The organism is Lysinibacillus sp. FSL M8-0216 (genome assembly GCF_038595555.1).
Classification (GTDB): Bacteria; Bacillota; Bacilli; order Bacillales_A; family Planococcaceae; genus Lysinibacillus; species Lysinibacillus fusiformis.
Window position 1 is genome coordinate 1,600,891 of sequence record NZ_CP152007.1, and the last position, 13,583, is coordinate 1,614,473.

Genomic DNA, 13,583 nt, shown 5'->3' on the forward strand with positions numbered 1-13,583 from the left:
TTGATTACATGACATCAAATACAAGTAAGGGCAGGTTGTCTTGGTGGCAACTTTCGCTTCTCGGTATAGGTTGCACATTAGGAACAGGTTTCTTTCTTGGGACAAGTATGGCCATTCATAAAAGTGGACCGGCTGTTTTAATTCCTTTTTTATTAGCGGCCATTTGTACGTATATTGTTTATGATGCACTTGTTAAAATGTCTGTTGAAAATCCTGATAAAGGCTCATTCCGTACTTATGCTAAACAGGCATTTGGGAGGTGGGCAGGATTTAGTAATGGCTGGGTCTATTTAATTTCTGAGATTCTTATTATGGGGAGTCAGCTCATGGCACTCGGTATTTTTACGAAGTTTTGGTTTCCGGCGTTGCCATTATGGGTTGCAGCCTCTATCTATGCTGCTATAGGGCTAGTCGTGATTCTAACAGGCATGAAGGGTTTTGAAAACTTCCAAAACATCTTTGGGGCATTAAAGGCGGCAGCAATTGTAATGTTTATTATTGTAGCTGTTGTAATCCTCATGAAAGGCTCACAAGCATCAACATTGGATTCACTCTATGCGAATTATGAACAGTTTTTCTCACAAGGTATAAAAGGAATTTGGCTCGGGCTATTGTATGCCTTTTACGCCTATGGAGGCATTGAAGTAATGGGGTTAATGGTCATTGATTTGAAAAATCCAAAAGAAGCACCAAAGGCAGGAAGAATAATGTTAGTTGTTATTACGATCATTTTTTTAATGGCTATTGCCCTTGCGTTAGCGCTTGTCTCTTGGAAAGACTTTACGATTGATGAGAGTCCCTTTATTACAGCCCTTCAAGGTTATCACATTCCCTTTGTGGCGGATATTTTTAATGGTGTTTTAATCATTGCTGGTTTTTCAACAATGGTAGCTTCTCTCTATGCGGTGATTACCATTCTTATTACACTTGCAGAGGATCACGATGCACCCAAAATATTAGCGAAGAAAGGGAAAAGGAAAGTACCTATTCCTGCCTTTATATTTTTAACTTGTGGCTTAGTCATCACCATTGTTATTGGCTTTCTCATGCCAGAAAAAATCTTTGAATATTTGATGACGGCAGCGGGTTTAATGTTGATTTATAACTGGCTCTTTATTTTAGTGACATATATGAAGCTGATGGAGTTATCTAAGTGGGAGCATATGAAAAATGGGTTGGGGATGCTGCTCATTGCTGTTACGGTATCTGGTACGTTAGGAGAAAAAACAAGCAGACTCGGTTTTTTCGTGAGCCTGCTCTTTATTGTCCTAATAGGGATTGCAACCTGGATTGTTGTGAAAAGGCAAAGTCATAAGGAAGCCTAATGAATGTTAGTTTTGTTGCCTCCGTAAGAACGGACATTTGGAAGGACTTTGATTATCATCACTTAAAAAATATTGCTTCCATTCATAACTATTTTCTTGTCCGTACCATTTTAAATCGGGATGCCCTGGGAGTGCATCATAATGGGCAATGCGTTGACGGATGAGCTTTTTTAATTTTCGCCCAAATGCAGTAGAGTCGTTTATTTCTTCAAAAATCCAGCGTGGTTGAATGGCCATCAGCAATGTAGAAAAATGGCGACTCCTGCGCAATTTATGTGCGGGTGTTGCACAGGAAATAAAATAGGGCTCCCCGTTAAAACAAAACTCCCATTCATTGTGGTTAGGGTCAGTTGGTATTTCTTCAGGCCAATCGAGATCATCGATTTTAGTTAATTGGTTAAGAATGGTCCAAAATAATTGCTGATAATCCTCGACTTTATAGTGAGAGAGCATATCCTGAGGGCTATGAAAGAAAACAGTGAGTGTCGTATATTTACCAAAAGTTTGGGAGGATTTTGCGAATTCCTTTAAACATTGTGCTAGCTCATGAATGGATGGCTCCTTCCGTGGATCTCCGATAAAACTATAGCGCAAATGGTTCGATAAAAACCCCATTCTTGCAGGTACACACGGAAAGGTATTATCTTCATCGGCAATTGTGGCGGCAAAATCCGTGTAGGCAGATTGTTGCCAAATGGGAAGGGTGTCCAAATGTTCCTCAATCCACTTCCTATCAAATACTCCTACGTCCACTTGAGTCTCCTCCTTCTATACACCTTTATTCTATTAAAGAAAAAGCCAATAGGTTACGAAATCATTATGAATATGTAAGGGTATATGGATCGATTATTAATCACTCAATGAATGGTATCAATGGTAGAGTTTTGCTTAATTTGAATTGTTTAGAGCACAATTGTTTTGAAAACCAGTGCTGCTTCAATGGCTGACAAATCAAAACCATTGAAGCAGCACATATTAATCTTTTTGTTGAAAGACCTTTTGTTCAAGGATAGATAGGGCATGTTGAATATCCTTTATATCCTCCTGTGTCGCATGCTGAATAAGCTGTAGAAAGCGTTCCTCGATGCATGCAAAGGCCGCCTCCATCATTTTTTCCCCCTCAATAGACAAGCGAATATACTGCTTTCTTCGGTCCTCCGTGTCGTTCCATTTTTCAATGAGGTTTTGGTCTTGTAATTTTCGTAATTCACGACTTGTGTTGGGTAAGGACATATGCTGGCATTCGCTTATTTCGGTAGGCGTGACGGGCTGACTTACTTTAATATATTCAAGAATTTTATATTGAAGCGGTGTAATATTGGCAACGGTCACGTTTTGTGTTAGCTCGTGTGTCACTTGGTGGACATTAGCTGTAAACGTTACGAATTGATGAAATAAACTGCTTTTATCCAATCGGATCACCTCTTATTGTCAAGATAACAAATAACTTGTCTTAAAACAATTATCATTTGACAACAAAAATCGAATCCATTATTATTTAGTTATCAAATGATAAGTAATGGAGGCGTAGTATGAAAACGTTAATTGTCTATACATATCCAAACCATAAGAGCTTAAATTATGCATTTTTACAGGAAGTAGTGAAGGGGTGTCAAGAGAATCCTGCCATTGAAGAGATACAGCTACTAGATTTATATGAAGAAGAATTCGATCCTCGTTTAATTTTCCATGAGCATAAACGACGTCGGGATATGTATCGTGATCCGCAATTGGAAAAGTACCGTCAACAGCTGACATGGGCAGATCAAATTGTATTTGTCTATCCAATATGGTGGGGGAGACCGCCCGCTATGCTGTTAGGCTATATTGATCAACTGTTTGCATCAAATTTTGCGTATCGGGATACAAAGGGATTATTTCCAGAGGGACTCTTAAAAGGAAAGTCAGTTGTTTGTGTGTCAACGATGAAAGGGCCGACCAAATATCCACTGCTTTGGCTGAATAATGCTCATAAAATTTTGATGAAAAGAGCGTTATTTAGCTTTGTAGGAATGAAGAAAGTGAAGTTTTTTGAGTTTGGAAACATGGAGAGTAAAAAAGGGCAGCAACAGCGAAAGTTGAACAAAGTTTATCAGTATTTTAGAAAGGTTGCTTACTAATAAAAAAACTCGTGCAGACATCCTTAATCGTTTGCACGAGTTTCTGTAGTATCGATGGGCAATGTAATCAAAAAGGCTGTAAATTTTCCAAGCTTGCTTTCGACGGCGATAGTTCCATGGTGCATATCAATAATTTTTTTGACGATGGCTAAACCGAGACCACTTCCTCCATTTGCGGCAGTCCGTGATTGATCGGCCTTATAAAATCGTTCAAATATATGCATTTGCTGCTCTTCGGATAGCCCAATACCAGTATCTTGCACAATGATGGTAATGGTATCGAGATGTTGTGTCATAGTTAAAGTGATTGCACCTCTGTCGGATGTGAATTTAATGCTATTCGTTAGCAAATTCATCCAAACTTGATTCAGTAAATCTTCATCTGCTGTAATCGTTATATTGTCTAAATGGAGATCAAAATCTAGTTGTTTAGCTACCCAATTTGGTTCAAGAGCCAAAATGACATTCCGCAATTGTTTATCCAATCGATAGGTTGTCGTTTCAAATGGATGATGCTGTGATTCTAAGGAAGTAAGCTTCAGCAAATTATCACTAATCTTTGATAACCGATTACTTTCCAATTCAATAATTTCTAAGTAATGTTGACGCTTTTCTTCAGGTAGATGAATGTTCTTAAGAGCCTTCGCAAAGCCATTAATAGATGTTAAAGGCGATTGAATCTCATGGGAGACGTTTGAAATAAATTCCTGTCGCATTCTTTCAAGTTCTCCTAATTCAACAGCCATATGATTGATGCCGTGGATTAATTTTCCAAATTGGTCTTCCTTATTGCCTTTTACATCTAATTGGATATTAAAATCCCCTTTTGCCATTTGTCTTAATGCTTCAACAATAGCGTCCCAGTAATTCCGTTGTCGATTGAGCCCAATTAAGAAGATAATAGCGGCCGAACAGGCAAAGAGCACAAAAACACCAAGGACGGTGCCTAATTGCTGCCAAAAATCATGGGGTTCTGTACCTAACTGACCATATAGCCATCCTGTTGCATGATAAGAAATAAAGGCAAATAGTGTATTCGTAATGAGAAAGAGGAATAGAACAAATAGAATTCTAACAAAGAATTTTCGTTTTCTCATAATGCTAGTTCCAGGCGGTAGCCAAGACCACGAATGGTGCGGATGGCAAAGCCGCTAATCTCCTGAGGAAAACGCTCACGTATTCTTTTAATATGGACGTCTACTGTGCGTTCGTCTCCTTCATAATCATAGCCCCAAATTTCTTCAATCAATTGTTCACGAGAAAATGTTTTGCCCACATAGCTCGCTAATGTAAATAATAATTCGAATTCCTTTAACCGAAGGACAATGATTTCTCCGTTCAGATCAACTTCATGTGTATGTCGATCGAGTTTAACATTGCCAGCTTCTACTACTTGAGAGAGAGCAATACGATATCTTTTTAATATCGATTTAACACGCACAATTAGCTCGGCAGGTTCAAAAGGTTTTACCAAATAATCATCTGTCCCTAAATGGAAACCCTTGACCTTTTGAGCGGTTTCTCCTTTAGCAGTAAGCATAAGAATAGGGAGATCTGTGTTGTATGAGCGAATTTCCTCACATAAAGCCCACCCATCCATGTTTGGCATCATGATATCCATAATCACCATATCTACCTTTTCAGAGGCTAACTTGGACAGTGCATCGACACCGTCCGTCGCCTCAATAACATCTAAACCTTCATTTTGTAGAAATACTTTTACTAATTCTCGAATATGGGCATCATCATCTACCATTAATAGTTTGGTCATCTAAACAATTCCCTTCGTTAGTCCTCTTTAATTCGTAATTGCTGCTTGGCAAACTCACGATACATGGCATGCGTCTCAAAGAGTGATTCATGTGTACCACAACCTGTAATATGTCCTTTTTCTACAAATAGTATTTGATCGGCATCGACTACCGTCGAAAGACGGTGAGCAATAACTAAAGTTGTGCGACCTTGCATTAAATTATCTAACGCCTTTTGTACATAAATTTCTGACTTACTATCTAAACTTGATGTAGCTTCATCGAGCATTAAAATTTGTGGATTCCGTAGTAGCGCTCTGGCAATAGAAATACGCTGACGTTGCCCCCCTGAAAGCTTGATGCCTCTTTCGCCTACTTCTGTGTCAAACTTATCGGGAAGATCGTTAATAAATTGATCAGCATAAGCCATTTTAGCTACTCTTTCTAGCTCATCATCCTGCACTTCACGGTCAACACCATAGCAAATATTTTCTCGAATTGTTCCTGACAGCAGGGCACTTTCTTGAGCCACATAGCCAATTTGACTACGCCATGAGTGAAGTGAAAATGTCTCGATTGGCGTTTCTCCTAGCGTAATATTACCGCTAGTTGGCTGGTAATATCGTTCTAACAGGGAGAATGTGGTTGTTTTACCGCCACCACTTGGACCTACAATGGCCGTTACTTTGCCTGGCTCTATTGTGAAGTTAATATCGGATAAAATCGGCTCCTCACCATATGAAAAATCAACATGGTTAACATAAATCGGTTGATCTATTTTTTCAACAGTAATGCCTTCTTCAATATGTTCCTCTTCGTGGTCCAGTAATTCACTAATGCGTTCAGTGGCACCCATTGCTTTTTGAAGTTGCGTAAAGAACATCGTTAATTGTGTCATGGGCATGATGATTTGGATTAAATATAAAATAAATGCCACCATATCACCAGCTGTCAGCTCACCAGAGGAAACGCGCACGCCTCCATAGCCAATAATAGCGACGAGAACTGACATTAGAACGAATGAAATTAAGGGTGAAATAAGCGCATGGATTTTAGCTTCTTTTAAGCCAAAGTTAAAGAGGTTCGTAATGCCCTTTTTCCCACGCTCATATTCTATTTGCTCCGCATTAGAAGCTTTAACCAAACGTGTTTCAGGTAAAACTTGGTTTAATACCGAAGTAAACTTAGCGGTTTCGTCTTGCATCCCTTTAGAAATCACAAACATGCGTTTTCCTAGCAGCATTAAAATAACCATCGCTAGTGGGACAGCGATTAACATCACTAATGTCATTTTCCAATCTAGGAATAAGAGAATGATAATGGAACCGATGATAGAAATAACACCCGATAAACAGTTTGCTAGATGCTCTGTAATGAGCTCCTTTACGACCGCTGTATCATTTGTTACACGACTTAATGTTTCACCTGTATCGTTTTCATCATAATAGGGGATGGGTAAATGCAGTAGCTTGCGCCAAAGTTGATCACGTAATTTTGCTACTACATGTTGACCTACACGATTTAAATAATAGATAGATAATCCACTTGCAATGGCTTGGGCGATAAAAGCAATACCAAGCAAAATGATCTGCCAATAATTAAGCGATTCTAATGAAAAGCCGTCCACTAATTGTTTTGTAAATAATGGGACGATAAAACCTACGCCCGTAGTTGCTAAACTCATAATTAAAGCTATAACTAGGAGCCAAATAGGTGGTTCAGCTCGTTTTACTAATTGTATAAAACGACGCCAATCTGGTTTTTTAGTAGTTTCTTTTGATGTCTCTTGCAAAGAAATAAGCCTCCTTCAATATCGTCAAACAACGTATGTCGTTCCTATGGCTTTTACTATAGCATGTGTTTATGAACTGAATATGAAATGAAATAAAAGGTGATGTGCAATTCATCATCACCTTTTAAATAGGACTAGTCAGCAAACTCATCATGGTATAAAGACTTACCGAGTAGTCGATAAATTCTTAGAGCTAATTGTATTTGTAATAGCTCTTCATAGCTTTTTAAATCGGTCTTTAAAATCTCTTTAATTTTTTCGATACGATAAATTAATGTATTGCGATGAATAAACATTTCCTTAGCGGTTTCGCTAATATTCATATGATAAATAAAATAATTTTCCAATGTAATTAAATAGCTCGTCCCATGTAATAAATCATGCTCAAAGACAGTCCCTAAGCTCTCTAAGAAAAAGTCTTTTAATTGAACCTCATTAATATTCGAATCTAAAAAGTGATAGATGGAGTGATCGGCAAAATGGGCCACTGCTCCGCTTTCCTCGAATCGGTGCATAAGACGGAGAGCTTCGTGTGCCTCGGCAAAGCTTTTATGAACGTAACGAATTTGTTTATATTCTTTTCCAATACCTATCAAAAAGGAAGTTTCTGCTTGATACTGACTTAATAATTGCAGAATTTCCTCAGCATACTGTTTCGTTTCATTAACAGTCATATCTTGCTTACCTTCTTGTTGTCCCACCAACACAATAATTTGCTGGTTTCGATAAAGGCATGTAATTTCACCATTGACGGTACTAGAGTGTTTATAGATTAAATTCATACATTTTTTTGCAATATTATCGGATTCGTACTTTCGAGAAATTAAATCATGATGATCTTGCAGGTTATCACGGATCATAGAGATTACAATACAGTAATATTTATAATGGACATTTAAGCCATGAAGGTCACAGAGCGTTTGAAGCGTCTCGCTAGATGTGATTTTTCCCGTTAATAAATCATCAAAAAACTCCTGTTTGATTTTAAGTCGGACATCCTCAATTTCCTTCTGTTTAATCCTCTCTAATGCCACGATTGTGGAGGCTTGCTCTAAAACAATATAATCAAATTCATTGAGATCATGAACGGTTTGCCAAATGACGATATAGCCGTAAATATAATTGGCTACTGCTACAGGGAGAATTCTGCATTTTACAGTAAGATCCTCTAAATGATAATTTCTTGTAATCAATTTTTGCATCTCATTGAGATCCTTAGGAATGGAATCGATAAATTCCTTTGAAAAAGTCGGACGATTTTTTTTTAGGTCGATGCCATAGGCAAGTGGGACAGGATTGACATCGAGATCAGTGAAATGGAGTAAATTCCAATCCTGATCTAAAAAGATAATAGGATTATTAATGGTTTCCGCTAATTTTGAGGAAATCGATTCGATGCCTCCTCCTTCCAGTGCCACCTTAAACAATGTATTGTGCATATCCAATGATTTTCGATTTAATAAGTCATAGCGACCAGATGCCTTTTCATTAATAATCGATATGACCTTGGATAAGATGTAGTTATAAGGTAACTCCAATAAAGGTAATCCATATTGATTGGCAATATCAATCATGTTTTGAGGTGTTTTTTGGAGATAACGTCTCATTTTAATGACGAGGCCCGCACAATTGACTTTGGACAGTTCTTGGATAATTTTATTTTGTAGTTCTTCATCATCTTGGAAGATATAACCGGTTGTTAATAATAATTCATTCGGTGTTAGCCAATCAAATGCATCGGGATTCTCGATAATGTTCACAAGTGATATTTTATTGTGAATGCCTTGCTCTCCCGCAACAATTTTAATTCCCTCCAAAGCCTTAATTTCTAATAAATCTTTAATTGTTAGCAAATGATTTCACTCCTTTGCCATAATCTTATCACAAAAAATTGTACATATTGCCCAAATCATCTCCATTCTTTTTGGTATTGCTAAACAATGATATATAGGGCATAAGAGAATAAAATAAAGCATGTAAGACGGGAATGTGAAAAAACTAACATTCTCGCGATTCATTTCCCTTTAGTTGAAATGAACAATAGGTCGGGAAAATGGAGGAATGAAAGAAATTGGAAGATACAATTATCATCTCAGAATTTTTAGCGGCAGCTGAAGCGGGAGATATAGATACTTTGCAACGTTTTTTACAACAAGGTGTAGATATTAATGCTCGCAATAAGCAAAAGCGAACAGCCATTTTACTTGCTGCCATGAGCGATCAATTAGAAACGGTGAAATTTCTAATACAAGAAGGGGCAGATATTAACCTTCAAGATCAAATTTGTTTAAATCCATTTTTATATGGCTGTATTAATGGAAAATTAGAGCTTGTGAAAATAATGCTCCAAGCAAACACAGATTTGGAACGTCTAACACGTTTTGGTGGAGTAGGTGTTCACCCAGCAAGTGAGAAAGGATTTGTTGAGGTAGTTCGTGAGCTTGTGACAACGACAGATATTAATGTTAATCATACAAATATTTGTGGTTGGACACCATTAATTGAAGCAATCCTTTTGAATGATGGTGGAGAGAAGCAACAAGAAATTGTTCGTTTATTAGTAGAGCATGGTGCAGACACACAATTAGTCGATCAATATGGAGTGACTCCACTAGCAATCGCTAGAGAAAAAGGATTTACGGCTATTGAAAACATTTTACTAGAAGCTGGGGCAAAATAGTAGCAATCCTACGACTTAAAGAGGTGTACATATGATACACGCTAAATCTGGTGATAACTATTTCCTTCAGCAATTAGTTGAGACGGAGTTTACGGGAACGGTTCATAGTGTATTTAAGCATGCATTAAATATTCGCAGTGCAGCAAATGATGAAATTTTTACTCTTGCAACGAAAGCTATGGATAATGCTCCTAATACGCTTGTCATTGATCTTGATACTTTGGACAATTTGCACATAATCCAAGATGACCAAGTAAGGATGAAGCATCACCAATTATTAATAGAAGATAAATTAACAATTGCGATAGAAACAGCCGCTCTTTGGCAGTGTCATCTACCTATTTTCCCGTTAGACATGGCAACGATAAAACAGAATATCGTTCAAGTGAAACAGTTTATTGATATATATGGGAAAAGTGGGGGGATGAAGCGCAGTGATTCACCAGTTAGTGCATTTGAGGCAGAAACTTCGAGATTGCTAAAAGAGCGCACAGCATTACTCCATGAAGAATTATGTAATCGCCGTTTTGATAATTTTCAGCAGTATGCACTTGATTTAGTGGGCTTGGGGCCAGGGTTAACGCCATCAGGTGATGACTTTTTAGTTGGATTATTGACGGTCATCCATTTAGAACAGAGTCCGTGTTCTATTTATCAGCCATTGTGTGAAAGCGTCATCAAATTGATGAAGCCTTTAACCAATGATATTAGTTACACAACATTGAACAAGGCTGCATATGGACAGGTTAGGGAATCTATTCAAGCACTTGTCTCTGCCATGCTATCTGGCACGGAAGGTGAAGCGATCGAAGCACTGAAAAAGGTACTTGCCATCGGCTCTTCATCAGGTACAGATATCGCCTTAGGGCTTATATGTGGCTTTGAAGCCAATATAAAATTAGGAGGATAATAATGAGTATTAAAGTCGTAATTAAGCGAAACACATATTTTGATTCAGTATCATTGATGTCACTTTCAACAAAAGCGAATCAAATTGAAGGCGTCGAGCAAGCCATTATTGGTATGGGTACAGAAATGAACAAGGGAGTTATTCGCAACGTTGGTTTAATGACTCCTGAAGTAGAAGAAGCAACAGCAGGGGACTTAATGATTATTGTAAAAACTGCTAATGCGGATGAAACAGAAAGCGCTTACTTAGCGGTAGAGGAATTATTTACAAATAAAAATTCAGCACAAGTAAAAAGCGATATTAAATATGCAACGATTGATTCGGCTGCACAAGGTATCCCAGATGCAAACTTTGCTGTCATTTCTGTGAATGGTGCTTTTGCGGTTCGTGAAGCACGCAAGGCTCTTGAGAATGACTTACATGTTATGTTATTCAGCGATAATGTAAGCGTCGAAGACGAAGTGGAATTAAAAACATTAGCACATGACAAAGGCTTATTAATGATGGGTCCAGACTGTGGTACAGCAATCATCAGTAATATAGGGCTTGCCTTTGCAAACGCTGTAAGAAAAGGCAGTATCGGTATCGTTGCAGCATCTGGTACTGGTAGCCAAGAGGTGAGCGTTCGTATTCATGACTTCGGTGGTGGGATTACTCAACTTATCGGTACGGGTGGCCGTGATTTAAGTAAAGAAGTAGGCGGAATTATGATGCTGGATGGTATCCAAGCTCTTGATGCCGATGAAGCGACAAAAGTAATCGTTCTAGTATCAAAGCCACCTGAAGCTAGCGTAGAGAAAAAAGTATTAGCACAAATTAAAGAGTGTAGCAAACCTGTAGTTGTTTACTTTATCGGTGGTAATGAAGAAGCAGTAATAGCAGCTGGCGGACATTTCGCTAAAACGTCTAAAGAAGCAGCGTTACAAGCGGTATTACTTGCTGGTATTGATGAAGCAGGCATTAACAAACGTGCACTGAACCTTCCATTAATTGAAGAAGTTCGTGCTAAATTATCACCAGAGCAAAAATATATCCGTGGATTATTCTGTGGTGGAACGCTTTGTGATGAATCTATGTATCTAGCAATGGAAAAATTCGATCATGTATATAGCAATATCCAAAAAAATCCTGACTTCCTATTAAGAGATATTAATGTGAGCCAGGAACATACTTTCATAGACTTTGGGGATGATGACTTTACTAACGGTAAACCGCACCCAATGATTGACCCATCTTCTCGTATTGAGCGTTTCTTACAAGAAGCAAAAGATCCATCGGTTGGTGTCATTGTAATGGACTTCGTTTTAGGCTTCGGTTCACATGAAGATCCAGTTGGTGTTATGCTTCCGGCTATTGTTGAGGCTAAACAATTGGCAGAAAAAGAAGGCAGACACTTAGAGATTATTGGATATGTTCTAGGAACAGATTTAGATAAACCAAGTTTAGAAGAGCAAGTGAAAAAATTAGTCCATGCAGGTGTGACACATGCAAGCAGCAGTACAAATGCAGGCTTACTGGCTAGAGAAATGGTTTTGAAAGGAGATCATCATGAGTAAGATTAATGAACTTTTTACTAGTAAAATCAACGTAATTAACGTAGGTATTGAACTTTTTAACAATGATATTTTAGCGCAAAATGCGAGTGCTACACACTTAGAATGGTCACCACCAGGTGGAGGGAAACCAGAAATAATCTCGGCACTAAACAAAATCGATAAAACTGAATTGGCTGAAAAAATTGAAGCAGCAAACCGTCTTGCAGTCGAAAAAATTGTTAACTCTCAACCGGTTCTAATTGGTTTCGACCAAGCAATTAATGTAGTACCAGGCATGACGAAGAAAACAATTTTACACGCTGGCCCTCCAATTACATGGGAAAACATGAATGGTCCAATGAAAGGTGCCGTTATGGGAGCTATCATTTTCGAAGGCTTGGCAAAGGATCTTGAGGAAGCGGCGGAAGTTGCAGCATCAGGAGAGATTGTATTCTCACCATGTCATGAGCATAACGCTGTAGGATCTATGGCTGGTGTTACATCTGCCTCCATGTTTGTGCACATTGTTGAAAATAAAACATACGGTAATCGTGCATTTACAAACTTAAGTGAGCAAATGGCTAAAGTTTTACGTATGGGTGCAAACGATGACAGCGTTATTGATCGTTTAGTATGGATGCGCGATGTTTTAGGACCAATTTTACGTGACGCTATGAAGCTCAATAAAGAGGGGATCGACCTTCGTTTAATGCTCGCACAAGCACTTCATATGGGGGATGAGTGTCATAACCGTAACAATGCAGGTACTGCTTTACTCATTCAAGCTTTAACACCTTATATTTTAGAAACAGATTACCCTGTTGAACAGAAACGTGAAGTATTTGATTTTGTAGCAAGTAGTGAGTATTTCTCAGGTCCTACATGGATGGCTTGTTGTAAATGTGCATTAGATGCTGCACACGGTATTGAGCACAGTACGGTTGTGACAACAATGGCACGTAACGGTGTAGAATTTGGTGTTCGTATTAGTGGGATGGCAGGTAACACATGGTTCACTGGCCCTGCACAACAGGTTATCGGACCAATGTTTGCTGGTTATAAGCCAGAAGATTCAGGTCTAGACATTGGAGATAGTGCAATTACTGAAACATACGGTATCGGTGGTTTCGCTATGGCTACTGCACCAGCAATCGTTGCTTTAGTAGGTGGAACAGTGGATGAGGCAATTGGTTATTCACGCCAAATGAAAGAAATTACGACAACTGAAAACCAAAACATTACTATTCCATTATTAAACTTCATGGGAATTGCTACTGGTATTGATATCCGTAAAGTAATTCAAACTGGTATTCTTCCAATTATTAATACAGCGATCGCACACAAAGACGCGGGTATTGGTATGATTGGTGCCGGTATTACTCACCCTCCAATGGAAGCTTTTGAGAAAGCATTAATCACAATTAGTGAGAAGTGGGCTTAAGCCCGCTTCCTATAAGTAGGAGGAGCTTT

12 protein-coding genes are annotated in these 13,583 nt (G+C 38.4%); 6 read left to right on the top strand and 6 right to left on the bottom strand.

Annotated features, from left to right (window positions below; translation table 11 throughout):
* Window positions 1–8 precede the first annotated feature (8 nt).
* Window positions 9–1,325 (top strand): amino acid permease, encoded by a 1,317-nt coding sequence (locus tag MKX57_RS07520; RefSeq protein ID WP_043990153.1) that lies wholly within the window; start codon window positions 9–11, stop codon window positions 1,323–1,325.
* 6 nt (window positions 1,326–1,331) lie between these two features.
* On the opposite strand, the gene MKX57_RS07525 is transcribed toward MKX57_RS07520, so the two are convergent.
* Window positions 1,332–2,078 carry a YqcI/YcgG family protein gene (locus MKX57_RS07525; RefSeq protein WP_008176548.1) on the bottom strand — a complete coding sequence of 249 codons (747 nt, stop codon included), beginning with the start codon at window positions 2,076–2,078 and terminating at the stop codon, window positions 1,332–1,334.
* Window positions 2,079–2,300: 222 nt separating this feature from the next.
* Entirely contained in the window at window positions 2,301–2,738 is a 438-nt protein-coding gene (locus tag MKX57_RS07530) for a MarR family transcriptional regulator (RefSeq protein WP_043990151.1), read from the bottom strand.
* A 119-nt stretch (window positions 2,739–2,857) separates the two neighbouring features.
* On the opposite strand from MKX57_RS07530, the gene MKX57_RS07535 reads away from it, so the two are divergent.
* Window positions 2,858–3,445 (top strand): NAD(P)H-dependent oxidoreductase, encoded by a 588-nt coding sequence (locus MKX57_RS07535; RefSeq protein ID WP_090001738.1) that lies wholly within the window; start codon window positions 2,858–2,860, stop codon window positions 3,443–3,445.
* 23 nt (window positions 3,446–3,468) lie between these two features.
* On the opposite strand, the gene MKX57_RS07540 is transcribed toward MKX57_RS07535, so the two are convergent.
* From MKX57_RS07540 to MKX57_RS07555, 4 genes are all read right to left on the bottom strand, one after another.
* Entirely contained in the window at window positions 3,469–4,542 is a 1,074-nt protein-coding gene (locus MKX57_RS07540) for a HAMP domain-containing sensor histidine kinase (protein WP_342532404.1), read from the bottom strand.
* A complete protein-coding gene (locus MKX57_RS07545; protein WP_008176538.1) occupies window positions 4,539–5,216 on the bottom strand; it encodes a response regulator transcription factor in 678 nt (225 codons plus the stop codon). Before MKX57_RS07545 ends, MKX57_RS07540 begins: the two co-directional genes overlap by 4 nt.
* A gap of 17 nt (window positions 5,217–5,233) precedes the next feature.
* Window positions 5,234–6,988: an ABC transporter ATP-binding protein gene (locus MKX57_RS07550; RefSeq protein WP_089985138.1), complete on the bottom strand. Its 1,755-nt coding sequence runs from the start codon at window positions 6,986–6,988 to the stop codon at window positions 5,234–5,236.
* A 134-nt stretch (window positions 6,989–7,122) separates the two neighbouring features.
* Window positions 7,123–8,841, bottom strand: a complete 1,719-nt coding sequence (locus tag MKX57_RS07555) for a PucR family transcriptional regulator (RefSeq protein ID WP_008176534.1) — start codon at window positions 8,839–8,841, stop codon at window positions 7,123–7,125.
* A 218-nt stretch (window positions 8,842–9,059) separates the two neighbouring features.
* On the opposite strand from MKX57_RS07555, the gene MKX57_RS07560 reads away from it, so the two are divergent.
* From MKX57_RS07560 to MKX57_RS07575, 4 genes are read left to right on the top strand one after another with little or no spacing between them, the layout of a single operon-like run.
* Window positions 9,060–9,668: an ankyrin repeat domain-containing protein gene (locus MKX57_RS07560; RefSeq protein ID WP_008176532.1), complete on the top strand. Its 609-nt coding sequence runs from the start codon at window positions 9,060–9,062 to the stop codon at window positions 9,666–9,668.
* Between the two features lie 31 nt (window positions 9,669–9,699).
* Window positions 9,700–10,578: a DUF2877 domain-containing protein gene (locus tag MKX57_RS07565; RefSeq protein WP_008176530.1), complete on the top strand. Its 879-nt coding sequence runs from the start codon at window positions 9,700–9,702 to the stop codon at window positions 10,576–10,578.
* Window positions 10,579–10,580: 2 nt separating this feature from the next.
* Window positions 10,581–12,134, top strand: a complete 1,554-nt coding sequence (fdrA, locus tag MKX57_RS07570) for an acyl-CoA synthetase FdrA (RefSeq protein ID WP_107921784.1) — start codon at window positions 10,581–10,583, stop codon at window positions 12,132–12,134.
* Window positions 12,127–13,554 carry a DUF1116 domain-containing protein gene (locus tag MKX57_RS07575; RefSeq protein WP_107921785.1) on the top strand — a complete coding sequence of 476 codons (1,428 nt, stop codon included), beginning with the start codon at window positions 12,127–12,129 and terminating at the stop codon, window positions 13,552–13,554. The genes fdrA and MKX57_RS07575 overlap by 8 nt, the downstream gene beginning before the upstream one ends.
* Window positions 13,555–13,583: the final 29 nt, after the last annotated feature.